This is a genomic window from Bradyrhizobium sp. SZCCHNR3119 (genome assembly GCF_032487775.1).
Lineage (GTDB): Bacteria > Pseudomonadota > Alphaproteobacteria > Rhizobiales > Xanthobacteraceae > Bradyrhizobium.
The window spans coordinates 453201-479672 of record NZ_JAUEUV010000001.1; the positions used below are offsets into that span (position 1 = coordinate 453201).

Consider the following 26472-nt stretch of genomic DNA (forward strand, 5'->3'; position numbering starts at 1 on the left):
AGCGGGTCGCGGCGATGTGAGTTGCTGCGAGCGCGAAGTGAGCGGCCCCTCTGCGCGCTATTTGGTGGGCCGGCGCTTCAGCCTGGCACGCTTGGGCAGCAGCACCGGCCACTGCACGATGTGGTCCTCGAGCTCGTCGACGGGCACGTTGTCCTCACTGCCTTCGACCCGGCCGCGCACGGACACGCCGGCCTCATGTACCGTCTGAGCATCCCCGGAGATCAGCGGGTGCCACCAATAGAGATCGCGCCCTTCGGCCGCCAAGCGGTAGCCGCAGCTCGGCGGCAGCCAGGTAATGGTGCGAACATTCTCAGGTGTCAGACGAACGCAATCCGGTACCGTTTCGGAACGATTTTCATAATTTTTGCAGGCACATAGGCCGGCATCCAGAAGCTTGCAGGCAATGTGGGTGAAATAGATCCTGCCGGTGTCCTCGTCCTCCAGCTTCTCCAGGCAGCAACGTCCGCAGCCATCGCACAGGCTCTCCCATTCGGCCTCGGACATCTCCTCCAAGGTCTTGGTTTTCCAGAAAGATCCTTCCTGGCCGGAGGGACGTTTGAGCGGTGCGGTCATCTTTGGGGTCCGGGTCACAGATGGCCGGCATCTAGGGGTGCGCGGCAGGCCGGCGCAAGGGCCACATCGCGGTTCCATGAGACCAGATGAGGCTTGCCCCATCAATTTGTGAGCATCACCATTGGTTTGTGCCCCCCGCTCGGCTAGATAAGACATCGAGTCATGCCCGGCGCAACCGAAGCGCCATGGGTTTGCCGCAACAGTCCCGCAAGACCATCCGATGGCCCAGCCGGTGGTCGAGCGCATCTTGCAGCTGATCGGCTTTCGTAGAGACCAGGTTTTCCGTGCGCCAGATCATCCCACCAGAGTGGAAGACGAAATTCCGGCATCTGCTGCTGGATTGGGACGCGCGGATCGACTCCACCCTGTTCTCGTCCGGCCGCGGCGTCCGCGAGCTCTACGAGCGCTATTCCGCCTTCATGGACCGCTTCTATGTCGGTGGCTGGAAGCGCTGGGTGTTCGTCGAGCCACTGTCGGAGGCCGCCACCATCGGGCTCGGCGGCCTCGTCCTGCTGCTGGCGCTTGCGATCCCGGCCTTCCGCGAGACCGCGGACGAGGATTGGCTGAAGAAGTCCGACCTCGCCGTCACCTTCCTCGACCGCTACGGCAACCCGATCGGCAGCCGCGGAATCAAGCATAATGATTCGATCCCGCTGGAAGACTTTCCGGACAATCTGATCAAGGCGACGCTCGCCACCGAGGACCGCCGCTTCTACGATCATTTCGGCATCGACGTCGCCGGCACCATCCGCGCGCTGGTCACCAACGCCCAGGCCGGCGGCGTGCGCCAGGGCGGCTCCTCGATCACCCAGCAGCTCGCCAAGAACCTGTTCCTGTCGAACGAGCGCACCATCGAGCGCAAGATCAACGAGGCGTTCCTGGCGATCTGGCTGGAGACCCGGCTCACCAAGAACGAGATCCTGAAGCTCTATCTGGACCGCGCCTATATGGGCGGCGGCACCTTCGGCGTCGACGGCGCGGCGCATTTCTACTTCAACAAGTCGGTGCGCGACATCAACCTCGCGGAAGCGGCGATGCTGGCCGGCCTGTTCAAGGCGCCGACCAAATTCGCCCCCCACATCAACCTGCCGGCCGCCCGCGCCCGCGCCAACCAGGTGCTCGACAACCTCGTCGATGCCGGCTTCATGACCGAGGGCCAGGTGTTCGGCGCCCGCCGCAACCCGGCCTTCGCGGTCGATCGCCGCGACGAAAGCTCGCCAAACTACTTCCTCGACTACGCCTTCGACGAGATGCATAAGCTGGTCGACACGTTCCCGAAATCCTACATCGAGCGCGTGTTCGTCGTCCGCACCTCGATCGACATGAACGTCCAGCACGCCGCGGACGAGGCGATCGAGAACCAGCTGCGCCAGTTCGGCCGCGACTATCACGCGACGCAAGCGGCGACCGTGGTCGCCGATCTCGACGGCGGCGTCCGCGCCATGGTCGGCGGCCGCGACTACGGCGCCAGCCAGTTCAATCGCGCGGTCGACGCCTATCGGCAGCCGGGATCGTCCTTCAAGCCTTACGTCTACACGACGGCGCTGCTCAACGGCTACAAGCCGACCTCGACCATCGTCGACGGGCCGGTCTGCATCGGCAATTGGTGCCCGCAGAACTATGGTCACTCCTACTCCGGCACGGTGACGCTGACCCAGGCGATCACGCGCTCGATCAACGTCGTGCCGGTGAAGCTGTCGATCGCGCTCGGCGGCAAGCAGGGACCCAAGGCCGGCCGGGCCAAGATCATCGAGGTGGCGCGCCGTTTCGGCATCAAGGCGCCGCTGCCGGATACGCCGTCGCTGCCGATCGGCTCCGACGAGGTCACCGTGCTCGAGCACGCGGTCGCCTACGCCACGTTCCCGAACCGGGGCAAGGCGGTGACGCCGCATTCGATCCTCGAAGTGCGCACCGGTACCGGCGATCTGGTCTGGCGCTGGGACCGCGACGGGCCGAAGCCGCGCCAGGCGATTCCGGCTTCCATCGCCGCCGACATGGCGGGCATGATGAGCCACGTGGTCAGCGAGGGCACCGCGCGGCGCGCCGCGCTGGACGGCATTCCGACCGCCGGCAAGACCGGCACCACCAACGCCTATCGCGATGCCTGGTTCGTCGGCTACACCGGCAACTTCACCTGCGCCGTCTGGTACGGCAACGACGATTATTCGCCGACCAACCGCATGACCGGCGGCTCGCTGCCGGCGCAGACCTGGCACGACATCATGACGGTCGCGCATGAGGGCGTCGAGATCAAGGAGCTGCCCGGCGTCGGCATGGGCGAGAAGCTGCCGAAAGAAGGCGCGGCCCAGGCCATGGCGTCGGCCGGCGCGCCGAAGACTCCCGAAATCAAGCCGGGTCCGCCGCCGGTCCTGACCCGGCGCGGCGCCGAGATCCTGGTGCAGGTCGAGAAAATGCTCGACGATGCCGCGCGAACCGCGGACAAGGCTGCCCCTAGCGACGGCCAGAAGCCGGCCAAACCGGTCTCGTCGAGCGCGCTCGCCTTCCCGGAAAATTATGCCGCGGCGGCGCCTTCCGGCGACGCCGACCCTGCTTTGCGCAAAAACTGACTTTAGCGATCCCGTGCGGCTGCTCCTCATCACCTTGCTGGCTCTTCTGATCGCCACCGGCGTCGGCATCGGCGCGACCTGGATGACGACGACGCGCGGCACCGAGTTCAACACGCTGACGATCGGCAGTTGGACCGCCCGCCCCAAGACCGGCACCGCCGACATCGACCCCTATGCGCGCGCCACCATCACGCGGAACGGCGAGCTGCCGATCGGCACCGGCGACGGCATCGCCTTCTCCGCAACGACCGACGACAAGAAGAAGCCGCTCGACGGCCGCTGCGATATCCTCGTCTCCGGCGTCACGCCGCCGGCGCGGTTCTGGACTCTGACGCTCTATGACCGGAAGGGCCATCTCGTCGCCAATGCGCTGCAACGCTATGGCTTCACCAGCCAGGAGATCGTGCGCGCCGCCGACGGCTCGTTCGAGATCCACATCGCCTCGCGCTCGCGCTCCGGGAACTGGCTGCCGACCGGCGGCATCGAGCGCTATGCGCTGATGCTGCGGCTCTACGACACGCCCGTCGGGGTCGCGACGCGCACCCAGCGCGACGCGCCGATGCCCTCGATCAGAACAGTGGGGTGCCCGTGATCCGGCTGCTGTTCACCATCATCGTCGGCGTGCTGCTCGGCGGCGTCGTGCATCTGGTCAGCGTATTGGCGCTGCCGCGGATTGCGACCCAGGACGCCTATTCGCGGCTGACGCCGATGACCGCGCTCAACGCGGTGACGCCGTTGCCGCTCGCCGATCCCAACACCTCGCCGATGCCGTTCATGGATCCGGCATTTGCGGTCGCCGTCTGCCGCTACGATCTCGCTGACGGCCCGCTCAACCTGACGGTGCCGGTGAGCCAAGCCTATACGTCGGTGTCGTTCTACACGCGCAACGAGATCGCCTATTATGCGATCAACGACCGCTCCGCGGGCAAACGCGTCATCGAGCTCGACCTGATGACCGAGGCGCAGCACGGCGACCTGCCGGAGGACGAGGAGATCACCGCGGCCGACCGGCTGATCATCGATTCGCCGACGCCGACCGGCCTGATCGTGTTGAAAGCGCTGGCGCCGGAGCCCGGACTGATGCCGCAGGCCCAGGCCTCGCTCGCGGCGGCCAAATGCGGCATCCAGAGCGAGCCGCCGGCGAAGGTCGAAAAGCCGCGCGGCAAGCGTTGATCTCCCGGTGGAAGCTTCAAGAGCCGGCTCTTCACCCATTGTTGCATAGTGGCTTGCTGCGGTAAGCTGATATGACGTATCAGCGACATCAGCGCATCGCCCCTCATCTGCTCATGCCGGTCGAAATCGAACGAAAGTTTCTCGTCAAGAACGACTCCTGGCGGGACCAGGCGACCCATAGCGAACGATTGCGGGACGGCCTCGTCGCCCGTGAGCACGATCTGAAAGTTCGCATCCGCTGTTACGGGGATCGCACCACGCTGTGCGTGAAAGGCGGCCGTCAGGGGATCTCGCGCGAAGAATTCGAGTATGAGATTCCGCGCGAGCATGCCGCGGCGATCTTTGCCCATTGCGGCGGCCGCATCCTGGAAAAGACCCGCTACTACGTGCCCGGCCAGAGTGGAATCTGGCAGGTCGACGTCTATCAGGACGTTCTCGACGGCGTCGTGATTGCCGAGATCGAGCTGCCGAGCGAATCCGCAACCGTTCACCTGCCCGACTGGGTCGGCGAGGAGATCACCGGCAATCCGCGCTACAGCAAGAGCAACCTGCTGGCGGAAGGCCCGCGCGCCCTGCGCGCCATTGTCCGCCAACCGTCCCTGGCAGGGGCGTGACCCGCCGACGTCCGTAATTTGATGCGGGTCAAATCAGAGGGTTGATGCGGGCCCTAAACAGCCTCGCTGTTATGGCCGCGGACAGCGGCATCGGGAGGAGTGTTGGCATAATGAATTCATCACTGGTGATGTCGCAGGCGCTGCGCGCAAAGTTGATGTCCGCAGACGACGCGGCCGCGCTGGTCCCGGCGGGCGCCAATGTCGGCATGAGCGGCTTCACCGGCTCAGGCTATCCGAAGGCGGTGCCGCAGGCGCTGGCGCGGCGTATCGAAGTGGCGCATGGCCGCGGCGAGCCGTTTCGCATCAGCGTGTGGACCGGCGCCTCGACCGCGCCCGAGCTCGACGGCGCGCTCGCCAAGGCCAACGGCATCGAGCTGCGCCTGCCCTACCAGTCAGATCCGACCACGCGCGAGCGCATCAATGCCGGCAGCATGGAATATCTCGACATCCATCTCAGCCATGTCGCACAGTTCGCCTGGTTCGGCTTCCTCGGCCATCTCGATGTCGCCGTCATCGAATGCGCCGGCATCCTGCCGGATGGACGCCTGATCCCCTCGACCTCGATCGGCAACAACAAGACCTGGCTCGACCAGGCCGACAAGGTCATCCTAGAGGTCAATTCCTGGATGAACCCGGCGCTGCTCGGCATGCATGACATCTATTACGGCACGCGTCTGCCGCCGGACCGCAAGCCGATTCCGATCCTGGCCCCCGGCGACCGCATCGGCGAGACCACCTATCGCTGCAATCCCGACAAGGTCATTGCGATCGTCGAAACCAACGCGCCGGACCGCAACACGACATTTGCGGCGCCCGATGCGACCTCCAAGGCGATCGCCGGCCATATCCTGGAATTCTTCGAGCTCGAGGTGCGGCAGGGACGACTGCCACGCAACCTGCTGCCGCTGCAGTCGGGTGTCGGCAATGTCGCCAACGCCGTGATGGCCGGCCTTGACGACGGCCCCTTCCCGCATCTGACGGCTTATACCGAGGTGCTGCAGGACGGCATGCTGAACCTGATCCGCTCCGGCCGCATGGACCTCGCCTCCGCGACCGCGCTGTCGCTCAGCTCCGAAGCCGCGCTCGAATTCAATCGCGAGATCGAATTCCTGCGCGACCGCATCGTGCTGCGGCCGCAGGAAATCTCCAATCATCCGGAGGTGATCCGCCGGCTCGGCGTCATCGCCATGAACGGACTGATCGAGGCCGACATCTACGGCAACGTCAATTCGACCCATGTGCGCGGCACGGCGATCATGAACGGCATCGGCGGTTCCGGCGACTTCGCCCGCAACGGCTATCTGTCGATCTTCATGACGCCGTCGACGGCGAAGAACGGCACGCTGTCCTGCATCGTGCCGATGGTCACCCATGTCGACCACACCGAGCACGACGTACAGATCCTGGTGACCGAACAGGGCCTCGCCGATCTGCGCGGCCTGTCACCGAAGCAGCGCGCGCGCATCATCATCGACAAGACCGCGCATCCGTCGTTCCGCCCTGCCCTCGCCGATTATTTCGAGCGCGCCTGCCGGCTGTCGCCCGGCAAGCACACGCCGCATCTGCTCGAGGAGGCGTTCAACGTCATTCGGCCCAGCTAAAGAGCGTCGCCCTTGGCGATCTCGTCATTGCGAGGAGCGTAGCGACGAAGCAATCCAGATTTCCTTGGTGGCTCTGGATTGCTTCGTCGCTTCGCTCGCAATGACGGCGGAACACTGTTCCTTATTCCGACTGCATTAGCCTCGCGTCGTCAGCGGACGCTGAATCAGCGGTCGCGCGGCGACCGGCGGGTTTGCGGTCTGTGCCGCGAGTTCGCCGATCAGGCGGTCGGCATCGGCGGCCATTCCGTCGGGCGCCTGCAGCACCAGGCGTTCCAGCGCCCAACGATAGGACGAGACGCGCTGCTCCAGGCTGAGCTGCACCCATTGCACGATCAGCGAATTCTCCTGCATCCGCGCCACCGCATCGGCCTTCTCCCGCGGCGACAGCTCGGCCATGTAGCGCATGCTGGCGTCACGCTTGCGGTCGAGATCGATGACGCGAATCGCGGACGCAAAGAACGGCTCGAAGCGCGTGATGTCGTCGCGGACGTCGTCGATCAGCTGCGCATAGCGCGAGGCGTGCGAGCGGTGCGGCTCGTCGATCAAGGCCCGGCCATAGGCGGTGCGGTCGAACACCACCTTCTGCCGCCACGGCGAGGCTGAGGGCTGGTAGTCACCGAACACGCTCTTCCAGGCGGGGCGGGAATGCGGCGGCTCGATCAGAGGATAAGCGAGATCGCGGAGCTGGCGCTCATTGTCCGTCAGCTGGAACTGAGACGGAGCGACGCCGACGCTGGCGGTGGCTTCCGCTCCGATCCATTTGTGCATGTCGTCATTGCGGAAATCGGCACGGGTCCGGCCGAAATCGCCGCCGCTGCAGGCGGCGAGCGTGCTGCCGGCGGCCAGAAGCGTGACAGCCGGCACGACGCGCCGGACCAGAACCAAGATGTCCGGCATTCCAATTCTCATGATCTCTTACCGACGGCGACGGCGGCGAGTCGGGGCTGCGCCTTCGCGCGGTCCACGATCGTCGTTAGGCTCCGAGGTTTGGCGCTCGATCCGCACAACGGGGAGAATCAGGATCTTCCCCATGCCCTGCTGCGGCGCGCCCGTCGCGGCGGACCGCGCGCGACGCGCGGCGTCAGCCGGAAATTCGATGATGGTCGCCATGTACTTCTCTCTTGCCCCGAAGTTCGTGACCTTGCATCCCCCCATGCATGAACTTCAAAGGCAGAGGGGCACACGCAAACCGACAAACCGATGCCGCATGTCGACTGACACGTTGCGAGACGAGATCGCGCGGCACTCAAGACTTGCAGAGAACCGGCGGCGATCATCGCCGCCAATTGCTCCTCGAACGATTGTGATTAAGATCAGGACGTGGTTAACGGCATCTTAACCGGCAGCTCGGGGAGCTGACGCATCGCTGCGGATCGCAGCCAAGCGTTGCGCCTTTGTCTCACCGCGAGACTTGCACCGGGAAATTTCGGCCGATCTTCACGAATTATTTTCCTTAACGGCCTATTAAAACAACTGGGGATAATTTGACGCAACAATTGCCGAAGTTGCGTACCCCGACATGACGAGATCATCGCTTTTCCTGGGCCTTGATGGGCTGATGACGTTGTCCCGCCGCGACGGGGTCGACATCCGACCCACGCTCTTGCGCGTGTTGACCGATCTCTATGTGCAGGCGAGCGCGCATTCCGCAGACGAGGAACGGCAATTCATCGAGCTCGCCTCGCGACTGATCGACGAGGTCGATGATGCGACCCGCGCCGCGGTGTGCGCGCGCCTTGCGATCTATCCGTCGACGCCGACCGAGATCCTGCGCAAGCTCGGACTGCGTCCGACCCGCGAGAACGAGGCGCTGCCGCAGGCCGCGCCGATTCCGGCATCCATGCTGCCGAGACCTGCGGTCGAGCCTCGCATCGTCGAGCCCTCTCCGACCGGCCTGTCGATGCAGCCGAAGGATGCCGCCGAGCTCTGCGAGATGTTTTTCGGCGCCAGCGCCAGCGAGCGCACCGCCATCCTGCAGAGTCTGGCCGATACGCCGCTCAAGCCGGCCATGAGGATTCCCGAACATCGCGCAAATCGGGCGATCGAAGCGTTGGAGATGGCGGCCTTCGTTTCCGACGTGGAGAATTTCACGGCCGAGCTCGGCGAGAGCCTGCTGCTCTCGGGCCGGATCGCGGCCCAGATCGTCGACGATGCCACGGGCGAACCGCTGGCATGTGCAGCCAAAGCGTTGGGCATGCCGAGCGCGGCGTTCCAGCGCGTGCTGTTGTTTCTGAAGCCGGAGCTCGGCCAGTCCGTCCAGACTGTCTTCAGGCTGTCGCGCCTCTATGAGCGGCTGAGCGAGCGCGCGGCACTGATCATGCTCGCTGCATGGCGCGGCTCCGCCCTCGCCGCAGCGGCGCGGTCCAAGCATCGTCCCACGCTCTACGACGACGAGCGGCAGCGTACCCGCGGCGGCGCGGCGCGACCGCAGGCAGGCACGGCGCCCACCGTGCGCACCGGCACCGATGGGTACAAGCGCTGAGCACAGGTCTCGCAGCTTATTCGCCCCCTGCTGGAAAGGGGCATCGTCATTCGGAGGGCCAGTGACTGTGCCCTCTCCCCTTGCGGGAGAGGGCAGCACCGGCGCCGACGTCATGTTCGCTTGGGTGAGGGGTTCGTCTCCACGAGTTCGACCGTCTCTGCAGAGGCAGACCCCTCACCCGGCATGATCGCGCTTCGCCTGATCATGCCACCCTGCCCACAAGGCAGAGCGATCGCATATGGGGAAAAAACTTGGCCGGCGATCTCTCTCGCGGCCGTCCTTCGAGACGCTCGCCTCCGGCGAGTTCCTCAGGACGAGGGCTTGTTTTGCGGCAAAATGACAGACCTCCATGGTGAGGAGCGCCGCTTGCGGCGCGTCTCTAACCATGAGGCCCCGTCCGGTTTGGGGCCATATGCGGTCGCCCTCTCCCACAGGCAGAGAGGGTGCACCGCTGTCATGGCAAGCGACTCGATGCTTCACGAGAGACGCAATCACATGTTCTCTTCGCCAAACGAAAACGGCCGGGATCGCTCCCGGCCGTTGTCTGTTCGAAACTCAGAGAACCTCAACCGAGGTTGAGCTCCTTGAAGAAGTCGTTGCCCTTGTCATCGATGATGATGAAGGCCGGGAAGTCGACGACCTCGATGCGCCAGATCGCTTCCATGCCGAGCTCGGGATATTCGACCACCTCGACTTTCTTGATGCAGTGCTCGGCGAGGTTCGCCGCCGCACCGCCGATCGAGCCGAGATAGAAGCCGCCATACTTCTTGCACGCCTCGCGAACCGCCGGCGCGCGGTTGCCCTTGGCGACCATCACCATCGAGCCGCCAGCCGCCTGGAACTGATCGACGAAGGAGTCCATGCGGCCCGCTGTGGTCGGGCCGAACGCGCCCGAGGCGTAACCTTCCGGCGTCTTGGCCGGACCGGCGTAATACACCGGGTGGTTCTTGAAGTAGTCCGGCAGCGGCTCGCCTTTGTCGAGCCGCTCGCGCAGCTTGGCATGCGCGGCGTCGCGCGCGACGATCATGGTGCCGGTCAGCGACAGCCTGGTCTTGATCGGATGCTTCGACAAGGTCGCGAGGATATCCTTCATCGGCTGATTGAGGTCGATCTTGACCACCTCGCCGCCGAGCGCCTGCTCGACCTCGGGGAGATATTGCGCCGGATGATGCTCGAGTTCTTCCAGATAGACGCCGTCCTTGGTGATCTTGCCGAGCACCTGTCGGTCGGCCGAGCACGACACGCCGAGACCGATCGGCAAGCTCGCGCCGTGACGCGGCATGCGGATCACGCGCACGTCGTGGCAGAAATACTTGCCGCCGAACTGTGCGCCGACGCCGAGGCTTTGCGTCATCTTGTGGATTTCCCGCTCCATCTCGAGATCGCGGAAGGCGTTGCCGTCGGCCGAGCCGTGGGTCGGCAACGCGTCGAGATAGCGTGCCGAAGCAAGCTTCACCGTCTTCATGCAGAGCTCGGCCGAGGTGCCGCCAATCACGATGGCGAGGTGATAAGGCGGGCACGCCGCGGTGCCGAGGGTGAGGATCTTCTCCTTCAGGAAGGCGAGCAGACGGTCCTTGGTCAGCACCGACGGGGTCGCCTGGAACAGGAAGCTCTTGTTGGCCGAGCCGCCGCCCTTGGCCATGAACATGAACTTGTAGGCGTCGTCGCCTTCGGCGTAGATCTCGGTCTGCGCCGGCATGTTGTTGGCGGTGTTCTTCTCTTCATACATCGACAGCGGCGCGACCTGCGAATAGCGCAGGTTCCGGCGCAAATAAGCGTCGCGCGCCCCCTCCGACAGCGCCGCCTCGTCGTCACCGTCGGTGATGACGTTGCAGCCCTTCTTGCCCATGATGATCGCCGTGCCGGTATCCTGGCACATCGGTAGGACGCCACCGGCGGCGATGTTGGCGTTCTTCAGGAAATCGAGCGCGACGAACTTGTCGTTGGAGCTGGCCTCGGGATCGTCGAGGATCGCGCGCAGCTGCTTCAGATGTCCGGGGCGCAGGTAATGATTGATCTCGCCGAAGGCCGCTTCCGACAGCGCTCGCAACGCCTCGCGCGACACGACCAGCATGTCGCGGCCGAGCACCTTCTCGACCCGCACGCCTTCGCTGGTGATCTTCTTGTAGGGCGTGGTGTCGGCCCCGAGCGGAAACAGCGGCGTATGCTTGTAGGGCGGGACGGGCTTGGACTGGTCGGGGAAAGCGGTGGGCGCGTTCATGGGAAGCTCGTGGGGTTCTAAAGATGGCCGCCCAAAGCGGTCTTGACAGGCCTGATAGACTACCCCCTCGAGCAAGCGCAATACATCTCTCCGCATGGCCGGTCAGGAGGATCGCAATGGCCACTTTCGTCCTCATTCCCGGCGGTTGGCGCGGCGGCTGGTGGTATGCGCCGCTGGCCGCGCGGCTTCGCGCCGCCGGCCATGCCGCCTATGCGGTCACCTTGAGCGGGCTGGAGGAGACGCCCGCCTCCCCCTCCCCCATCAATCTGGAGACCCATATCGCCGACGTAGTGGCGCTATTGTCGGTCGAAGACCTTTCCGATGTCGTTCTCTGCGCGCACAGCTATGGCGGCATGGTCGCGACGGGAGTCGCGGACCGCGCGCCCGAGCGACTCGCAGCCCTGATCTATCTCGATGCATTCGCTCCCGAGCATGGTCAGGCCTGGTGGGATCTCGCCGGCGACGGCTATCGCGAATTGGCGATCGCGGGCGCCGGCCACGACGGGCTGACCGTCATGCCGCGCGACGGGGTCGATCCTCGTTGCCGGCCGCATCCGCTCGGCACTTTTGTGCAGAGGCTGCGCCTCACCCGCCAACCGCCGGAGCTTCCTCGCGTCTTCGTTTATGCCTCCGGCTGGAGCGCCACACCGTTTGCTGCACAATATGAGCGCCTGCGCAACGATCCCGCCTGGGAGGTGCGCGTCATCCATTGTGCCCATGATCTTGTGCAGCACGCCCCGGATGAGACGTTCAAAATTCTGAGCGACACGGCCCGCGAGGTGACCACGGCAGGATGAGGTCAGCTTGCCTCCCGCCTGCAGGCCGCAAGCGCCGCATCACCTGCATGCTCGCGGATCCTGTCTGCCACACTCGCCGCCATCCTTCGCTCACAGCGGCCGCGATGCTTGCATGATCCGCACGTGCGCGCTTCAATGCGCGGGGGTATTCATAATGATGTTGAAGACGATTTTGCGTGCGACCGTATGTTGCGTTCTTTCGGTATTTGCAGCCGTGCTCGCGGCCTCGCCCGCGCGCGCCGACCGTTGTGACGATCTCGCCAAGGAGCTGAAGAATCAGATCGACGGCTTGCGGATCGGCCAGACCGTCGCCGGCACCGTTTACCTCGCCCATCCCAAAGCCCGCGAGATCACGCTCGGCTGTTCGGCCAAGAATTTCAGTGGCCAGCTGTTCGCAAAGTCAGACCGCAAACCGCCGCCGGCTTTCATCGACTTGACTGCGGGCGCCGCCGCGATCGTCTTCACACTGCCGAAGGACGACATGCAACGCGGGATCAGGCGCTGCTTCGGCCGCCTGGGGCTGTTCCGCGGCGATGACGTCACCAGCCGCTATCGCCGGCTCGACATGCGCTGCGTCAGGACGAAGACCGAGTCGACGATCACGATCACGCGCAGCAAGGATCAATAGCCGCGCCGGGTTTTCCCCCCATGGTAAACGGTGTGTTTACCGGCCCTGCTACATGGTGACGCAGGAAGACGGCCAACGGCGGCCGCTCTGGGGGACAATCCATGGACATTTCGGGAATTGGCGCCGCGAACGGCTTGCATGCGATGTCGGGCGCCAGCAGCAGCGGCCCGCCGCGGGAGAAGATGGCGAGCCTGTTCGACTCGATCGACACCTCCGGCTCCGGCAGCATTACCCAGAGCCAATTCGATCAGGCCTTCCAGACCAAGAATCCGCCAGCCGTGTTCCAGAACCAGGGCGCGGATGCGATCTTTGCGACGCTGGATCCCAGCGGCTCCGGCAGCGTGTCGCGGCAAGACTTCGTTAGCGGCATGTCGCAGTTGATGTCCTCGCTGCGGGCCGACAACGCCGAGCAGTCGGGCACGGCAAGCTCGTCGCAGGCCTCGCTGGCCGCGAGCCTGCAGTCGCTCAGCCAGATCGATCCGTCCTCGGTGCCTGCCAACGCCGCGCCCGGCACGCTGGTCGATCAGATCGCGTGAGATCGCAGTTCACTGAGCCAGCAACGGCTCGGTCCCACTGCAGCGGCCCTCGGCGTCCACCACGATGTGACGCACGCCGAGGCCCTGCAACCACGCGATGCCATCACGCCCCTTGAGCATCGCCATGGTCGCCAGGCTTCCAGCCACCAGGCAGCGCGGCGCGAGGACGGTCACGGACGACAATCCCTGCGCCGGCCAGCCGGAACGGGGGTCGAGGATGTGGCAGTAGCGCATGCCGTCGACCTCGACGAAGCGCTCGTAATCGCCGCTGGTCGCCAGCGCTCCCTCAGCCAACGGAATCTCGGCCAAGACTGCGGCAGCGTCGCGCGGATGACGCACGCCGATCCGCCACGCATCGCCGCTCCTCTGCGGGCCGATCACGCGGATGTCGCCGCCGAGATCAACGAACGCGCCCGCCGCTCCCATCTCGCTGCAGATCTCGGCGGCACGGTCGCAGGCATATTCCTTGCCGAGACCACCGAAATCCAACTCGAGGCCCTCCTGCGCAAAGGACAGGCGGCCATCGCCCAAGGTGACCTTGTCCAGGCCGATCAACGGCAGCAACGCTGCAACGGCGCTCGCCTCCGGCAAGCGGCCTTGCGTAAAATCCCAGGCACGCCGGAGCACGCCCGAGGTGATGTCGAAGGTGCCCGCGCTGGCGCGATGGCAGCCCTGGGCGAAGGCGATCAGGCCGGCGGTCTCAGCATCGACGTCGACCGTATCGCCGACGGCCGCGGCCTGATTGATCCGGGCAAGCTCGCTATCCGCGCGGTAGCGCGAATAGCGCGCTTCGATCCTGCGGATTTCCGCCTCCGCGGCGAGCGCGATCGCAGCAGCCCCGGTATCGGCCTCGATGTGAATGGCGCAGGCGGATGCCATCGCCTGAAATCGGTGAACCACAGGGGTCATCGGCTCGCATGGATCGACAGAGTGAGTCGCTGCATTATACCGGCCGGGCCGGCTGCGCAGTCATGCGTGCGCGACGAACTGCCCTGACGCGAGCTTCGGCAGGGCAGCGGGCCGCAACGGCGCCTGGATCTTTCTGTGACCGGGTCAGGCACCCGTTCACCATTGCGGCTGCCACCGCCAGTTGCAGACAATTCGACCGATCGGATTGACGAAACGTTCGTTTGACGCTGGCCACGCTTGGCGCGAGCAAGCGAGGATCTGGACCATGTCCGTATCGACCCTATCACCATCCTCGTCGCCACCGCAGTCGTCGGTGTCGGCCGAGGCGAACAAGCCGCAGACCCAACAGACGGAGGGGACGCAGACTGCGGCCTCGCGGGCGGAGAAGACCGGCGACCAACACGAAGCTGAGAAGCAGGCCTCCCGCCCACCACTGCCGCCGGGACAGGGCACCCGGGTCGACATCCTCGCCTGATCCGCAGCGCCGGACCAGGGACGAGGCTGGCGCTCATGTGTCAGCCGCAGCACGCGCGATGGCGTCCATGACCCGGCCCCAGCCCGGGCTCATCATCTCAAAGGCGAATTTGTTGCCGGGGAATTCGAAGCCATCGTGGACCAGGCGCAGATGCGTGCCGCCCTCGACCGGCGTCAGGGTCCAGGTCACCTCGCTGTCCAGCCGCGAACCATAAGCCGGATTCGAATCCGAGCCGCCCTGCCACGCGTAGCGCAACAATCGCGGCGGCTCGCAGGCGAGCACCTCGCATTGCACAACACCATCCCAATCACCCATCGGCTTGGTGCGAAAAGTGAAGCGGTGGCCGACCACGGCAGCGAAATCGTTCGGCATCAGCCATTTTGCGATCAGTTCGCTGGTCGTCAACACGCGCCAGATCCTATCTGGCGCATACGGCAGCACCTTCTCGACCACGATCGCCTGGGTTTGCCGCATCACTCGCCTTCCTTCAGCAGTTTCTCAAGCTTTTCAAAGCGTTCGCGCCAGAACGTGCGGTAGTGATCGAGCCAGCCGACAAGCGGATCAAGCCCATGCGGCGCGACCCGATAGTGAACGTGGCGACCTTCGCGGCGCTCCGTCACCAGTCCGGCGTCGCGCAGCGCCTTCAGATGGTGCGAGATTGCCGGCTGCGAGACCTCTGATCCCTCCACCAGCCCCGTGGCCGCCACCTCGCCCTCGCGCGCGATCCGCTCGAACACGGCCCGCCGCGTGGGGTCGGCAAGACTCTTCATCACCATCGTGAGTTCGGCTGCTGCGGTCATGATGAATATATAAATGATTGTTTATATATTGTCAAAGACGCTGCATCCCCCGCTCCGCTTGCGCTATCGTTGCGCCGTTCCATCAGGAGGAGCGGCAATGACCGAAAGGACCTTCACCGGAGGCTGTCACTGCGGACAGGTGCGGTTCGAATGCACGACCGATCTTGCGATGGTCACGGCTTGCAACTGCTCGATCTGCACCAAGAAGGGCCTGCACTTCGCCTTCCTGCCGCCGGCCAAATTCCAACTCCGCGCCGGTGAGGAAAACCTGCGCGAATATCTGTTCAACAGACATCTGATCCGGCATCAGCTCTGCATCGACTGCGGCGTCGACGTGTTCGCACGCGGCCGCAAGCCTGACGGCAGCGAGGTCGTCGCGCTGAATGTGAGCTGCATCGACGGCATCGAGCTCTCAAAGCTTGCAATGACGCCGATCGACGGCCGCAACATGTAGCGCGCGATTCCTCTGCGACGGCGTTCGAACCAGACCGGGGCCGGGCAACCTCAGGCGTCGAGCGCCTTGTAGTGGCGGAAGATGCCGTCCTCGTTGAACGGAATGCGGCGCTCGCTCGCGAGATAGGCCGCGATGTTGGGCCGGGCGGCGACGCGGTCGTGCAGTCCGACCAGGCCGGGGATCTTGCGCTCGAACGCTTTCATCCGCTGCGGAAAGGCATAGCGCAGGCCGTCCACGATCTGAAACAGCGACAGATCGATATAGGCGAGCCGGCGGCCGGTGACGTAAGGCCCCTTGTCCTTCAGGATGTCCTCGAAATAGCCGAGGAATTTCGGCACCCGCTCGTTCCAGAATTCCATGGTGCGCTTCTTGGCCGCCGGGCGCTGATCTTCGTAGTAGAGCGTCGGTCCGAGCGGATGATGGGTGTCGTGAATCTCGACGACGAGATCGGTGATCGTGAGCTGGAGCTGATGCACCCACAGCTGCCCGGCCTCCGCCTTGGGCGCGAGATCAAGCCGGCCGCCCAGATAGAACAGGATGTTGGCGACCTGCCCGATCACGAGCTTGCCGGCTTTCAGAAACGGCGGCGCGAAGGGCGGCGTACCGCTCTTGGCGTCGAGCATCTTGGTCATCGCGGCCATGCCGCCGGGTTCGCGGGCGACGTCGCGATAGTCGGCACCTGCCTCTTCGAGCGCGAGCCGCACATATTCACCGCGGCCCTGGATCATGGGCCAGTAATAGAGCTCGTAGCGCATGGATGAATCCTCGCGGGCGGGACAGGCGCAATAGATTTAGCAGGGGTATTCATTTTCCCAAAGCAAAGGCGCCGCGGATGGTTCCGCGGCGCCCTGCCATACAGTCTATTCGTAGGATCAGTTGGCCTGCTGGATCGCCGAGAGCTGCCAGCTGCTGCCGGGATGGCGCGAGAAGGTCCAGATCTCCGTCACCTGCTGCGGCTGATCGCCGCCTTCCACGAGCCGTCCGGTCGCGCGCTCCACCGTCTTGTCGACCAGCGAGAAGCGCAGCGCCACGGTGGCGTAATCGGTGTCGCCCTCGCGCCAAGCCTCCGCCAGGTCGCCCTGCAGCAGCTTGGTCGCGCTGACCTTGTTGACCACGCCGCGCGCCTGATTCTGCTCGAGGTCGCGCTCGAAATAGGAGGCCATCTCAGGCGTCGTCAGCAGCCGCAGACGGCCGACATCCTCGTTCGACCACGCGGCTTGGATGTCGCCAAGCAGCCGTTCGAAAGCCTCATAGTCGGCCGGCAGGATCTCCAACGGGGGCGTGTTCGCGCCGCCAAAGCCGCCGAACCCCATGCCCGACCGGAAGGTCTGGCCGTCAGGCGCCGGGGTTGCGCCGGCATAGGCCGGTTGGTTGCGCCGCTGCCACCAGGCCATCGCCATCCGCGCCAGGAACACGATCAGCAGGATCTGCAGGACGAGACCCAGGATCGAGCCGAAACCGCTGAGGCCGGAGAACAGGCCGCCACCGAACAGCATCCCGAGCAGGCCGGCGCCGAGGAAGCCCGCGGCGAGACCGCCCAGCATGCCGCCGCCACGGTTGAAGAAGCCGCCTCGCGCCGGCGAATTAAAGCCGCTGCTGCCATTGTAGCCCGGCTGCGTGAGCGTGCGGTTGAAGGGGCTCGCAGTCGATGGCGCCGTCGAGGTCGACGGCGGTGCGGAGAAGGTTCGCGAGCCGCGGGAGCCCGAGCTGAAGCCGCCGCCGACGCGGGCGTCGGCCGCCGAAACGACGAGCACCGTCGGCAGCGCGAGCGAAAGGACCAGGGCCATCGCCTTGAGGAGGCCGCTTTTGCGCTGCATGAAACTCATTTGCATTTTCCTAAATCCCCAGGATGGGGATGCCTGTAACATGGGCAAAGCGGCCGAAAAAAGAAGGCGGCACGACGCCGCGCGGCTGCGGCGTGGGGTCGCGGGGAACCGCCGCTTTCGATTGCGGTATCCTATTGTGGCGGCGCCATGGTTTCCTTCACGGCCGCAACCAGCTGGCTGAGCGTAAACGGCTTTGGCAGGAAGGCGAATTGCTGGTTCTCCGGCAGGCTCTTCTCGAAGGCGTCCTCGGCATAGCCGGAGACGAAGATGATCCTCACCTCGGGATTGCGGTCGCGCATCGCCTTCAGCAAGGTCGGTCCGTCCATCTCCGGCATGACGACGTCGGAGACCACCAGATCGACGTTGCCGTCGCGCTCCTCCAGCGCTTCCATCGCCTCGATGCCGTTGGAGGCTTCGATCACGCTGTAGCCGCGTGAGCGCAGGCCCCGTGCATTGAGCGCGCGCAATCCCTCTTCGTCCTCCACCAAGAGAATCGTCCCCTGGCCGGTGAGGTCGGTCCGCGGCTTGGCCTCAGGCTTGGCATCGGTGGCAGGCGCGTCCTTGCCTGCCGCGCCGTTCGTCGCATGCTGCGGCTCGGCATGCACCTCCTGCTCGGCATGATGGCGCGGCAGGAAGATGTGGAACGAGGTCCCCTTGCCGATCTCGCTATCGACATAGATGAAGCCGCCGGTCTGCTTGATGATCCCATACACCGTGGAGAGGCCGAGCCCGGTGCCCTTGCCGACCTCCTTGGTGGAGAAGAACGGCTCGAAGATCTTCTCCCGAATCTCGGCCGGAATGCCGGTGCCGGTATCGGTGATGTCGATCCGCACATAGTCGGCGACCGGCATGCCCTTATAGTTCGCCTGTGCCGCCTCCTCCGCCGCGACATTGGCGGTGCGCACCGTGAGCTTGCCGCCCTCGGGCATCGCGTCGCGCGCATTGACCGCCAGATTGACGATCACCTGCTCGAACTGGGACACGTCGACCTTGACCGGCCAGAGGTCGCGGCCATGGATCAGGTCGAGCTTCACCTTCTCGCCGATCAGCCGGCGCAGCAGCATGGTGAGGTCGGACAGCGCGTCGCCGAGATCGAGCACCTGCGGACGCAGCGTCTGCCGCCGCGAGAACGCGAGCAGCTGCCGCACCAAGGTGGCGGCGCGCGTTGCGTTCTGCTTGATCTGCATGATGTCCTGGAACGACGGATCGGTCGGCTTGTGCGCGTTCAGCAGGAAGTCGTTGGCCATCATGATGGCCGAGAGCACGTTGTTGAAGTCGTGCGCGATGCCGCCGGCGAGCTGGCCGACCATCTCCATCTTCTGCGACTGGTTGATCTGGTTTTCCAGCGCGCGCCGCTCGGTGGTCTCGAGCATGTAGACAATCGCAGCTTCCGTCTCGCGCTCGGGCTCGTCGACGGCGGTGACGAAGAATTGTCCGAACCGCTCCTTCGGACCGTCCAGCATGACCTCCACCGGAGGAATGTCCGCCTGCCCTTCCGCGGCCTGGTTGATCGCGGCGATCAGCAGATGGCGATCGCGCGGGCTGACGGCCCGGAAGATCGACCGCGCCGCGGCGGCATCGGTGCTCAGGCCCTGCGCCAGCTTGGCGTAGCGGGCATTGGCGCGCACCACGGCGCCGCCGCGATCGACGGTGGCGATCGCCATCGGCGTATGGTCGAAGAACCGCATGAAGCGCACTTCGGCCGCGCGCTCGGGGTCGGAACGCTCGTCGCGGGCGCGGCTGATGACCAGCGTCCGCGACGGTCCCGGAGCGCCGTCGGCGCCGAAAGCGAGCTTGTGATAGAGTCGCGCCGGCACGGTCTTGCCGCCGCGCATCTTCAGGTCGATGTCGAACACCTCGGTCCTGACCTCGCCGGGCACGGCCACGATCGAGGTCAGGAGCGAGGCACCGTCGCCGGAGACGACATCCGAAAGCTTCAGCCCGCCAGAGGCGATCTCGGCGAGATCGTAGTCGAGCCAGTTCGCCAGCGTCGCGTTGACGTAGACCAGGCTTCCTTCCGCATTCACCGAGAAGAAGCCGCACGGCGCATGATCGAGATATTCGATCGCGTGCTGCAGCTCCTGGAACACGTCCTCCTGCCGCTCGCGGTCGCGGGTGATGTCGGCGATCGCCCACACCGCATATTTCGATTCGCGCTTGCCGCGGCTGAGCGGGCGCACGCGCATCCGCAGCCAGCGGCCCTGGCCGCCTTCACCGGAGGCGATGCGAACTTCCTCCTGCTGCCGCTTGCCTTCGCGCGCGGCCTTGAGCAGGCGGAAGACGGCCTCGGACACGTCGGGATTGCCGATGAAGACGCGCTCGACCGGACGCGCCTCCTGCGCGCTGGTGGCGCCGGTCATGGCGAGATAGGCGGCGTTGGCATAGACGACGTGCCCGCGCGGATCGGTCACCGCGAGCCCGTCCGGGGCGAGGTCGGGGACGCGTCCCATCACGGGATCGTCGGTGGTGCGGTCGGCGAAGCGGACGATGCCGGCCGCGAAGGCGAACAGGTTGAACAGCCCGACCGTGGCGAGCAGCGCCAACAGGCCGAGGATATAAGGCTGCGCCTGGGCCCGACCGATCGTCATCAGCACCAGCGCGACCGCGACCAGACCGCCTGCGACCAGCAGCACCAAAAGGATGCTGCCGCTGCGGCGTGGCCGGTCCGGCAGGTTCACCTGATCCTGTGACGGATCGTTGTCGGGTTGGGCGCTCATGGCAATAGGACGCAACCTGTCGGCAGGGACGTCACGCGCATTGGCGCGGCTCCCATCCCCACCTGCCTGAATCGGACGCTCAAGCGCAAGCCCGTCAAGCCGATATTCCATGATTTATCCGTATTTTACGTGTTGGGCCGATTCGGAACGCGATGAACTGCTACAGTCGCCCGGACAGGTTGCGCCTGAGACCCATGACGTAGCCGATGATCTCCGCCACCGCGTGATAATGTTCCACAGGAATTTCGTCATCGATCTCCACGGTGGCGTAGAGCGCGCGGGCCAGCGGCACGTTCTCGACGATCGGGATGTCGTGGGCGCGCGCGACCTCGCGGATCTTGAAGGCGATGTTGTCGACGCCCTTGGCGACGCAGATCGGCGCCGACATGCCGCGCTCATAGGCCAGCGCCACCGAATAGTGGGTCGGGTTGGTGATGATCACCGACGCCTTCGGCACCGCCGCCATCATGCGCTTCTTCATGCGCTGCTGGCGCAACTGCCTGATGCGGCCCTTGATGTGAGGATCGCCTTCCGACTGCTTGAACTCCTCCTTCACCTCCTGCACCGACATCTTCTGCCGCTCGTACCATTGCCGGTACTGGAACAGGTAGTCGCCGATCGCGACCAGCGCGAGCAGCGCGACCACCGAGCCCATCAGATGCTTGGTCAGGGAGAGCGTGACGCCGAGCACCGCGCCGGGGTCGAGATGCAGCATGGATTCGAGCCGCATCCGCTCGGGCCAGAGAATCATCACCATCACGGTGCCGAGCAGCACGAGCTTGAAGATGCCCTTGGCGAAGTTGACCGCGGCCTGCTTGCCGAACAGGCGCTTGGCGCCGGAGAACGGCGAGATCTTGCTCAAGGCAGGCTTCAGCGGCTCGCCGGACCAGACCATCCGGTGCTGCAGCATGTTGCCGGCGAGCGCGGCCAGCATGAGCATGAAGATCGGCAGGCCGATCGCAACGACCACCGCATAGGCCAGGCTGCGCCCCAGCGCGAGCAGGCCCGCTCCATCGGTGTGGATCATCCAGGAATTGGCGATCAGGTTGCGCAGCGGCACCATGACGCCGGTGCCGATCGAATCGGAGAAGGTCGTCAGCACGAGCGTCGCCGCCGCGATCACGAACCAGGTGTTGAGCTCCTGGCTCTTGACGACGTCGCCGCGCTCGAGCGCCTGGTCCAGGCGTTTTTGGGTCGGGTCTTCTGTCTTGTCGGAGGTATCGTCCTCGCCGGCCATGCGTCAGGCCCTCATCTTGGGGTGAGGTCGTGCATGACGCCCTCGAAATAGCCGAGGAAGGTCCCCATCATCGCCGCGAGCACCAGCGCGAAGATCAGGAAGCCGATCATGATCGAGAGCGGAGCACCGACGAAATAGACCTGCATCTGCGGCATCAGCCGCGCCAGCACCGCAAGCCCCATATTGAAGACGAGCCCGAAGACCAGAAACGGCGCCGAGAGCTGCAGGCCCAGCTTGAAAGCGGCGGCAAAGGCCCGCGTCGCCAACGAGGCGACGTCGCCGCTCGGCACCAATTCGCCCGGGGCAAAGATGTTGTAGCTGTCGTTCAGCGCCGCGATCACCAGGTGATGGCTGTCGGTCGCGAACAGCAAGGTCACGCCCAGCATGGTGAGGAAATTGCCGACCAGCACGCCCTGCTGGCCCTGGGTCGGATCGATCTCGGTGACGAAGCCGAGCCCCATCTGCTGGGCGATGACGGCGCCCGCGACCTGCAGGGCGGCCAAGGTCACGCGCGCGGTGGCGCCGAGCACGATGCCGATGATGATCTCGTGCAGCATCATCACCAATAGCGGCGTCAGCGCCTGCATATCGACCTGATAGGCCTGCCGGTGCAGCGGCAGGATGATCATCGTGAGCAGCAGCGCAATGGCGAGCTTGATGCGAACGGGAATGTTGCTCTCGCCGAGCCCCGGCAGCAGCATCACCATGGCGCCGATCCGGGCAAAGGCCAGCATGAAGGCTGCGGCCAGCGCCGGCAGGAATGAAATATCGATGCGCATCGCGCGCTGCGTCCGGGCCCCTGACGGCGCAAAGAGACAGTCGCGCCGCGGCGCACATTGCCCTATCCGCCGATGATTCGCGACGAGATCCGCATCATGTGGGAATGCAGCGCGTCGGCCATGAACGGCAATGCCAACAGCAACGTGACGAAGATCGCGATGATCTTCGGCACGAACACCAGGGTCTGCTCCTGGATCTGGGTCAGCGCCTGAAACAGCGAGACGATGACGCCGACGACGAGGCCGACCACCATCAAGGGCGACGAGACCACGACGATGGTCCAGATCGCATCGCGCGCGACATCCAGCGTTTCAGCTCCGGTCATTGGCAACGCCTTCCCCAGTGCATTTCCCGCGCCTCTCGACGGCGATCAGGAGGCCCAATAAACGAGTCTTCACCGATGGCTCGCGCAGCAACCGCACAAGCCTGTCCGATGTCCGAATTCGATGATCCGAACGCGGCGTCAGATCGTCATCTTCATGATGTCTTCGTAGGACTGGATCACGCGGTCGCGCACCGAGACCAGGGTCGACACCGCAACATCGGTCTCCGCCACCGCGGTCACCACGTCCATGACATTGGCCTTGCCGGAAGCCATCGCCACCGTCTGCGCATCGGACTTGCGGCCGGTCTCGACCACGCTCCCGATCGCGTCCTTCAACAGGGCGCTGAACGACGGACCAGAGTTCTCCTGCCCGTTCGCCGACCCGAGAAAGTCGCGCACGCGGGCGAGGCTGCCGAATGTATTGCCCGATCCGGCGGTGTCGAGCACGCGGGCGGAATTCGCATAAGCGTTCGCAGCGGAAATGGGGGAAGCCATGGCTAACGTTCCTATCCTAGGTCTTGAGAATGTCGAGCGTACGTTGGATCATGCGGCGGGTGGCGCCGATGACGTTCAGGTTCGCCTCGTAAGATCGCTGCGCATCGCGCATGTCGGTCATTTCGATCAGCGGGTTGACGTTCGGGTACTTGACATTGCCGGTCGCATCCGCGGCCGGGTTGCTGGGATCGTATTTGACGCGGAACGAAGACTGGTCCGGCACGACCTTGCCGAGGCCGACCACCTTTGCGTCGAGCGCACGGTCGAGCGCCGAGGTGAAGGTCGGGACCTTGCGGCGATAGGGATCGCCGCCGGCGGTCGCAGCCGTGGAGTCGGCATTGGCGATATTTTCCGAGATGACCCGCATCCGCCCCGCCTGCGCGCGCAGGCCCGAGGTCGCGATGCTCATCGATCGCAGAAAATCGCTTGTATCGTTCGACATGCTGGTCGTTCTCCGTGTCTAGCCGCGCGCCTCGACCCTTGCCCTCAGCCCTTGCCGATCGCTGTCTTCAAGAGGTGCAGGCTCTTGCCGTAGAGCGAGGTGACGGCGGCAAAGTCCATCTGGTTCGCCGAGACCTTCAGCATCTCGTCCTCGAGGCTGACGGCGTTGCCGGCCGGCCGGGTCTGGAAGCCCGCCTTGCGATTCTGATCGAAGCCCGTATTCTGGCCAGATGACGGTGCGATATGAGCGGTGCTGGTCAGGCTCAGCGGCAGCGGCGCGAAGGCGTTCGCCGGCGCGCCGGTTGAATCAAACTTCGGCTCAACCAGGTCGCGCGGCTTGAACTTCGGAGTATCCGAATTCGCGACATTTTCGGACAGGACGCGCTGCCGCTCCTGGTGCCATTGCATCTTGGTCCGCAACGCCGACAACACTGGAAGATCGTTGATGGACATTGCGCCGCTCCGCGTCCTTGGGCGTCTTCACCACCCGTTAAACTAGGCACAACTTGCCGTGCGTATGGTTAATGCGAAGTTAACGCGATGTGCGCCGCACCCCGGGAAAGTTCCGGGGCTTTACGATTTTTTTAGGCCTGTGGCAGGAACCGGGGCCCGCTGCACCAAATTGGGACGCGTGACCCCGCCAAGAAGTCGTTTTGGCCCGGCCGATTCATGGGTTATTAAGACCCCGGGCGGCAGTTCCTGCCGTGGGTCGTTAACACGTAGTTCCGCGCCTTCAGGCCCGTTCGCTGCGACCACCCTGCGCTCGAGCGGCGAAATGCGTTGATGGAAGCGGATTTGTAGGGGACCGACATGCCGGCACCACTCACATTTTTCTTTGCGTTCCTGGCCGTGCTGGCGCTGATCGGCCTTGCCGCGTGGCTGGTGCGTCGATTCGCAGGCAGCCGCCTGGGCACCAACACCAGTCGCGGGCGAATGCCGCGCCTCGCGGTGATCGATGCCGCCGCCATCGACGGCCGCCGCAGGCTCGTGCTGGTACGCCGGGACAACATGGAGCACCTGTTGATGATCGGTGGCCCGACCGACATCGTGGTCGAGTCCAATATCGTGCGCGCCATGCCCATGCGCGAGCAGCTGCCGCGGGCCGGCGTCGCGGCCGAATCGCCGCCCCCGCCACGAATCGCTCCGCTGCCGGACGCACCGGTCTGGCCGGAGAGCGAAGCGGCAAAGGCTGAGACGCCGGAGGCCCATGAGCCGCAGATGCCCGAATTGCCGCCGCGTCCGCTGCGGCCGGCCTTCGCCGACGAGCACCGCCGCCCGGCCCCGATCTTGAGCGAGCGGCGCGGTGAGCCTCGCAGCGAGGGGCGCGGCGATCTGGCCGATCGCCGTGAGCCGCTGACGGGGTTTGCGCCCGAGCCAATACCTGGACGTCCGGAGCAGCGACCCGAGCCCCGCCATGAATTGCGCGGCGAGCCGAGGATGGAACCTCGCCCCGAGCGAATGATGCCGCGCAGCGAGCCGGCCGCGCCGCGTCCATTGCGGCCGGCAGAACCTTCGCGTTTGCCGGAACTGCCGAAGGAGCCCGCCAAGGAAGCGCCAAGGGAATTCTCGAGGGAATTGCCGCGGGAACCTTCCAGGGAGTTGCCAAGGGAATTGACGAGGGAGGTGCCGCTGACGAGGGAGGTGCCGCGCCCGGCGCCGCTCCGCGCGGCCGAACGTGCGCCTGAGCGCCCCGCCGTGGCCCCGCCGCCCCCACCACCGTCGCCGCCAACGCCCGCTGCGCCGCCTCAACAGAGCGCCGAGGCCAATCTGGCCGAAATGGCGCAGCGTCTGGAGGCTGCTTTGCGCCGTCCCGCGGGCGAGCCGCCCGCACCGACCGCCGCGGCTCAGGAGCCGCCGGCGAGGCCCGCTGCGCGCAACGAGCCCCCGCCGCCCGTGGCGCCCGCGGCGCCGCCCAAGAGCAGTTTCGAGAACCTCGAGGATGAGATGGCATCCCTGCTCGGCCGTCCGAAATCCAATCAGTGAGGGGCCTGCTCTCCCCGCGTAGAGTTCTGTTCCTTTTCGCCCTGATTGCCGCCGGTTCGCTGGCGGGGAGCGCGGCTGCCCAGGACATCAGCATCAATCTTGGGCCAGGCAATGGGGGCGTCACCGAGCGCGCGATCCAACTGATCGCGCTGCTCACGGTGCTGTCGATCGCACCGTCGATCCTGATCATGATGACGTCGTTCACGCGCATCGTCGTGGTGCTCTCATTGCTGCGCACGGCGATGGGCACCGCGACGGCGCCGCCGAACGCGGTCATCATCGCGCTGGCGATGTTCCTGACCGCCTTCGTGATGGGGCCGGTTCTGCAGAAGTCCTACGACGAGGGCGTCCGTCCGCTGATCGAGAACCAGATCAGCGTGGAGGACGCGCTGCAGCGCGCGGCGGTGCCGCTGCGCGGCTTCATGCAGAAGAACGTGCGCGAGAAGGACCTCAAGCTGTTTATGGATCTCTCAGGCGAGCCGCCGCCGGCGACGCCCGACGAGATGTCGCTGCGCATTCTCGTGCCCGCATTCATGATTTCCGAACTGAAGCGCGCCTTCGAGATCGGCTTCCTGCTGTTCCTGCCGTTCCTGATCATCGACCTCGTGGTCGCATCGGTCCTGATGTCGATGGGCATGATGATGCTGCCCCCCTCGACCATCTCGCTGCCGTTCAAGCTGATCTTCTTCGTGCTCGTCGACGGCTGGTCTCTGGTGGCGGGAAGCTTGGTGCAGAGCTACGGCGGATGAGCGTCGGCAGGCACCAAAGATGCGGCCTTTGTCCGACGCCGCGTTGGCAGCGCTTGAGGCTCAAGCGCCTGAGGCCGAGATCATGTTCC

At 65.2% G+C, this 26472-nt stretch carries 29 protein-coding genes; 13 read left to right on the forward strand and 16 right to left on the reverse strand.

The genetic code is table 11. The features are described from left to right. Window positions 1-57: 57 nt before the first annotated feature. Window positions 58-573 carry a YcgN family cysteine cluster protein gene (locus QX034_RS02155; RefSeq protein WP_315729557.1) on the reverse strand — a complete coding sequence of 172 codons (516 nt, stop codon included), beginning with the start codon at window positions 571-573 and terminating at the stop codon, window positions 58-60. Between the two features lie 284 nt (window positions 574-857). Here QX034_RS02155 and QX034_RS02160 point away from each other — a divergent pair, with 284 nt between their 5' ends. From QX034_RS02160 to QX034_RS02180, 5 genes are all read left to right on the forward strand, one after another. Further along, window positions 858-3140 (forward strand): PBP1A family penicillin-binding protein, encoded by a 2283-nt coding sequence (locus QX034_RS02160; protein ID WP_316184305.1) that lies wholly within the window; start codon window positions 858-860, stop codon window positions 3138-3140. Between the two features lie 13 nt (window positions 3141-3153). Beyond that, window positions 3154-3732: a DUF1214 domain-containing protein gene (locus tag QX034_RS02165; protein WP_315707190.1), complete on the forward strand. Its 579-nt coding sequence runs from the start codon at window positions 3154-3156 to the stop codon at window positions 3730-3732. Continuing rightward, window positions 3729-4313, forward strand: a complete 585-nt coding sequence (locus QX034_RS02170; protein WP_315707194.1) for a DUF1254 domain-containing protein — start codon at window positions 3729-3731, stop codon at window positions 4311-4313. Before QX034_RS02165 ends, QX034_RS02170 begins: the two co-directional genes overlap by 4 nt. 113 nt (window positions 4314-4426) lie before the next feature. Then, entirely contained in the window at window positions 4427-4927 is a 501-nt protein-coding gene (locus QX034_RS02175) for a CYTH domain-containing protein (RefSeq protein ID WP_315707193.1), read from the forward strand. Between the two features lie 110 nt (window positions 4928-5037). Beyond that, window positions 5038-6528: an acetyl-CoA hydrolase/transferase family protein gene (locus QX034_RS02180; RefSeq protein WP_315707189.1), complete on the forward strand. Its 1491-nt coding sequence runs from the start codon at window positions 5038-5040 to the stop codon at window positions 6526-6528. Between the two features lie 135 nt (window positions 6529-6663). Here the strand turns inward: QX034_RS02180 and QX034_RS02185 are convergent, their stop codons facing one another. Together QX034_RS02185 and QX034_RS02190 are read right to left on the reverse strand one after the other, a co-directional pair. Then, complete coding sequence (locus QX034_RS02185) at window positions 6664-7425, reverse strand: hypothetical protein (protein WP_315707188.1); 762 nt, start codon at window positions 7423-7425, stop codon at window positions 6664-6666. Between the two features lie 18 nt (window positions 7426-7443). Further along, a complete protein-coding gene (locus tag QX034_RS02190) occupies window positions 7444-7638 on the reverse strand; it encodes a hypothetical protein (RefSeq protein ID WP_315707187.1) in 195 nt (64 codons plus the stop codon). 409 nt (window positions 7639-8047) lie between these two features. On the opposite strand from QX034_RS02190, the gene QX034_RS02195 reads away from it, so the two are divergent. After that, window positions 8048-9010, forward strand: coding sequence for a DUF2336 domain-containing protein (locus tag QX034_RS02195; protein ID WP_315707186.1), 963 nt, complete (start codon window positions 8048-8050; stop codon window positions 9008-9010). Window positions 9011-9575: 565 nt separating this feature from the next. Here the strand turns inward: QX034_RS02195 and QX034_RS02200 are convergent. After that, window positions 9576-11231, reverse strand: a complete 1656-nt coding sequence (locus tag QX034_RS02200) for a fumarate hydratase (RefSeq protein ID WP_315707185.1) — start codon at window positions 11229-11231, stop codon at window positions 9576-9578. A 116-nt stretch (window positions 11232-11347) separates the two neighbouring features. Here QX034_RS02200 and QX034_RS02205 point away from each other — a divergent pair, with 116 nt between their 5' ends. The 3 genes from QX034_RS02205 to QX034_RS02215 all read left to right on the forward strand — a co-directional run bounded on the left by QX034_RS02205 (window position 11348) and on the right by QX034_RS02215 (window position 13192). Next, window positions 11348-12028 carry an alpha/beta hydrolase gene (locus tag QX034_RS02205; RefSeq protein ID WP_315707184.1) on the forward strand — a complete coding sequence of 227 codons (681 nt, stop codon included), beginning with the start codon at window positions 11348-11350 and terminating at the stop codon, window positions 12026-12028. A gap of 154 nt (window positions 12029-12182) precedes the next feature. Continuing rightward, window positions 12183-12656, forward strand: coding sequence for a hypothetical protein (locus tag QX034_RS02210; protein WP_315707183.1), 474 nt, complete (start codon window positions 12183-12185; stop codon window positions 12654-12656). 101 nt (window positions 12657-12757) lie between these two features. Then, entirely contained in the window at window positions 12758-13192 is a 435-nt protein-coding gene (locus QX034_RS02215; protein ID WP_316194963.1) for an EF-hand domain-containing protein, read from the forward strand. Between the two features lie 9 nt (window positions 13193-13201). Here QX034_RS02215 and QX034_RS02220 read toward each other — a convergent pair whose 3' ends face one another. Then, window positions 13202-14071 (reverse strand): FAD:protein FMN transferase, encoded by an 870-nt coding sequence (locus QX034_RS02220; protein WP_316194965.1) that lies wholly within the window; start codon window positions 14069-14071, stop codon window positions 13202-13204. Between the two features lie 295 nt (window positions 14072-14366). Between QX034_RS02220 and QX034_RS02225 the strand changes: the two genes are divergently transcribed. Continuing rightward, on the forward strand, window positions 14367-14576 hold the full coding sequence (locus QX034_RS02225) for a hypothetical protein (RefSeq protein ID WP_315707180.1): 210 nt from the start codon (window positions 14367-14369) through the stop codon (window positions 14574-14576). 33 nt (window positions 14577-14609) lie between these two features. Here the strand turns inward: QX034_RS02225 and QX034_RS02230 are convergent, their stop codons facing one another. Together QX034_RS02230 and QX034_RS02235 are read right to left on the reverse strand one after the other, a co-directional pair. After that, a complete protein-coding gene (locus tag QX034_RS02230) occupies window positions 14610-15050 on the reverse strand; it encodes an SRPBCC domain-containing protein (protein ID WP_315707179.1) in 441 nt (146 codons plus the stop codon). Then, a complete protein-coding gene (locus QX034_RS02235) occupies window positions 15050-15376 on the reverse strand; it encodes a metalloregulator ArsR/SmtB family transcription factor (protein ID WP_315727838.1) in 327 nt (108 codons plus the stop codon). The genes QX034_RS02230 and QX034_RS02235 overlap by 1 nt, the downstream gene beginning before the upstream one ends. A gap of 97 nt (window positions 15377-15473) precedes the next feature. On the opposite strand from QX034_RS02235, the gene QX034_RS02240 reads away from it, so the two are divergent. Beyond that, window positions 15474-15830, forward strand: a complete 357-nt coding sequence (locus QX034_RS02240; RefSeq protein ID WP_315707177.1) for a GFA family protein — start codon at window positions 15474-15476, stop codon at window positions 15828-15830. Between the two features lie 50 nt (window positions 15831-15880). On the opposite strand, the gene QX034_RS02245 is transcribed toward QX034_RS02240, so the two are convergent. From QX034_RS02245 to flgB, 9 genes are all read right to left on the reverse strand, one after another. Then, window positions 15881-16585: a glutathione S-transferase gene (locus QX034_RS02245; protein WP_315707176.1), complete on the reverse strand. Its 705-nt coding sequence runs from the start codon at window positions 16583-16585 to the stop codon at window positions 15881-15883. Window positions 16586-16702: 117 nt separating this feature from the next. After that, complete coding sequence (locus tag QX034_RS02250) at window positions 16703-17647, reverse strand: Tim44 domain-containing protein (RefSeq protein WP_315727992.1); 945 nt, start codon at window positions 17645-17647, stop codon at window positions 16703-16705. 140 nt (window positions 17648-17787) lie between these two features. Continuing rightward, on the reverse strand, window positions 17788-20373 hold the full coding sequence (gene cckA / locus QX034_RS02255) for a cell cycle histidine kinase CckA (protein WP_315707175.1): 2586 nt from the start codon (window positions 20371-20373) through the stop codon (window positions 17788-17790). Between the two features lie 160 nt (window positions 20374-20533). Then, on the reverse strand, window positions 20534-21610 hold the full coding sequence (gene flhB, locus QX034_RS02260; RefSeq protein WP_315765749.1) for a flagellar biosynthesis protein FlhB: 1077 nt from the start codon (window positions 21608-21610) through the stop codon (window positions 20534-20536). A gap of 11 nt (window positions 21611-21621) precedes the next feature. Then, on the reverse strand, window positions 21622-22389 hold the full coding sequence (gene fliR / locus QX034_RS02265; RefSeq protein ID WP_315707173.1) for a flagellar biosynthetic protein FliR: 768 nt from the start codon (window positions 22387-22389) through the stop codon (window positions 21622-21624). 62 nt (window positions 22390-22451) lie between these two features. Next, the gene (gene fliQ, locus QX034_RS02270; RefSeq protein WP_008974330.1) at window positions 22452-22715 is read right to left on the reverse strand and encodes a flagellar biosynthesis protein FliQ; all 264 of its coding nucleotides are present in this window, start codon (window positions 22713-22715) and stop codon (window positions 22452-22454) included. Between the two features lie 138 nt (window positions 22716-22853). Further along, on the reverse strand, window positions 22854-23210 hold the full coding sequence (gene fliE / locus QX034_RS02275; protein WP_315707172.1) for a flagellar hook-basal body complex protein FliE: 357 nt from the start codon (window positions 23208-23210) through the stop codon (window positions 22854-22856). 16 nt (window positions 23211-23226) lie between these two features. Then, the gene (gene flgC / locus QX034_RS02280; protein WP_315707171.1) at window positions 23227-23652 is read right to left on the reverse strand and encodes a flagellar basal body rod protein FlgC; all 426 of its coding nucleotides are present in this window, start codon (window positions 23650-23652) and stop codon (window positions 23227-23229) included. 44 nt (window positions 23653-23696) lie between these two features. Further along, entirely contained in the window at window positions 23697-24104 is a 408-nt protein-coding gene (gene flgB / locus QX034_RS02285; protein ID WP_315707170.1) for a flagellar basal body rod protein FlgB, read from the reverse strand. Between the two features lie 357 nt (window positions 24105-24461). On the opposite strand from flgB, the gene QX034_RS02290 reads away from it, so the two are divergent. Beyond that, a complete protein-coding gene (locus QX034_RS02290) occupies window positions 24462-25634 on the forward strand; it encodes a flagellar biosynthetic protein FliO (protein ID WP_316194967.1) in 1173 nt (390 codons plus the stop codon). After that, window positions 25631-26383 carry a flagellar type III secretion system pore protein FliP gene (gene fliP / locus QX034_RS02295; protein WP_315707168.1) on the forward strand — a complete coding sequence of 251 codons (753 nt, stop codon included), beginning with the start codon at window positions 25631-25633 and terminating at the stop codon, window positions 26381-26383. The genes QX034_RS02290 and fliP overlap by 4 nt, the downstream gene beginning before the upstream one ends. The last annotated feature ends 89 nt before the right edge of the window (window positions 26384-26472 follow it).

Coding starts and splice junctions, on each gene's coding strand:
- QX034_RS02250 (WP_315727992.1), bottom strand. CDS start 17,647: ATGCAGCGCAAAAGCGGCCTCCTCAAGGCGATGGCCCTGGTCCTTTCG.
- QX034_RS02220 (WP_316194965.1), bottom strand. CDS start 14,071: ATGGCATCCGCCTGCGCCATTCACATCGAGGCCGATACCGGGGCTGCT.
- flgB (WP_315707170.1), bottom strand. CDS start 24,104: ATGTCCATCAACGATCTTCCAGTGTTGTCGGCGTTGCGGACCAAGATG.
- QX034_RS02175 (WP_315707193.1), top strand. CDS start 4,427: ATGCCGGTCGAAATCGAACGAAAGTTTCTCGTCAAGAACGACTCCTGG.
- QX034_RS02215 (WP_316194963.1), top strand. CDS start 12,758: ATGGACATTTCGGGAATTGGCGCCGCGAACGGCTTGCATGCGATGTCG.
- QX034_RS02290 (WP_316194967.1), top strand. CDS start 24,462: ATGCCGGCACCACTCACATTTTTCTTTGCGTTCCTGGCCGTGCTGGCG.
- fliE (WP_315707172.1), bottom strand. CDS start 23,210: ATGGCTTCCCCCATTTCCGCTGCGAACGCTTATGCGAATTCCGCCCGC.
- QX034_RS02185 (WP_315707188.1), bottom strand. CDS start 7,425: ATGCCGGACATCTTGGTTCTGGTCCGGCGCGTCGTGCCGGCTGTCACG.
- QX034_RS02235 (WP_315727838.1), bottom strand. CDS start 15,376: ATGACCGCAGCAGCCGAACTCACGATGGTGATGAAGAGTCTTGCCGAC.
- fliR (WP_315707173.1), bottom strand. CDS start 22,389: ATGCGCATCGATATTTCATTCCTGCCGGCGCTGGCCGCAGCCTTCATG.
- flhB (WP_315765749.1), bottom strand. CDS start 21,610: ATGGCCGGCGAGGACGATACCTCCGACAAGACAGAAGACCCGACCCAA.
- QX034_RS02225 (WP_315707180.1), top strand. CDS start 14,367: ATGTCCGTATCGACCCTATCACCATCCTCGTCGCCACCGCAGTCGTCG.
- QX034_RS02180 (WP_315707189.1), top strand. CDS start 5,038: ATGAATTCATCACTGGTGATGTCGCAGGCGCTGCGCGCAAAGTTGATG.
- QX034_RS02240 (WP_315707177.1), top strand. CDS start 15,474: ATGACCGAAAGGACCTTCACCGGAGGCTGTCACTGCGGACAGGTGCGG.
- QX034_RS02190 (WP_315707187.1), bottom strand. CDS start 7,638: ATGGCGACCATCATCGAATTTCCGGCTGACGCCGCGCGTCGCGCGCGG.
- flgC (WP_315707171.1), bottom strand. CDS start 23,652: ATGTCGAACGATACAAGCGATTTTCTGCGATCGATGAGCATCGCGACC.
- QX034_RS02230 (WP_315707179.1), bottom strand. CDS start 15,050: ATGCGGCAAACCCAGGCGATCGTGGTCGAGAAGGTGCTGCCGTATGCG.
- cckA (WP_315707175.1), bottom strand. CDS start 20,373: ATGAGCGCCCAACCCGACAACGATCCGTCACAGGATCAGGTGAACCTG.
- fliQ (WP_008974330.1), bottom strand. CDS start 22,715: ATGACCGGAGCTGAAACGCTGGATGTCGCGCGCGATGCGATCTGGACC.
- QX034_RS02210 (WP_315707183.1), top strand. CDS start 12,183: ATGATGTTGAAGACGATTTTGCGTGCGACCGTATGTTGCGTTCTTTCG.
- QX034_RS02195 (WP_315707186.1), top strand. CDS start 8,048: ATGACGAGATCATCGCTTTTCCTGGGCCTTGATGGGCTGATGACGTTG.
- QX034_RS02205 (WP_315707184.1), top strand. CDS start 11,348: ATGGCCACTTTCGTCCTCATTCCCGGCGGTTGGCGCGGCGGCTGGTGG.
- QX034_RS02200 (WP_315707185.1), bottom strand. CDS start 11,231: ATGAACGCGCCCACCGCTTTCCCCGACCAGTCCAAGCCCGTCCCGCCC.
- QX034_RS02155 (WP_315729557.1), bottom strand. CDS start 573: ATGACCGCACCGCTCAAACGTCCCTCCGGCCAGGAAGGATCTTTCTGG.
- QX034_RS02245 (WP_315707176.1), bottom strand. CDS start 16,585: ATGCGCTACGAGCTCTATTACTGGCCCATGATCCAGGGCCGCGGTGAA.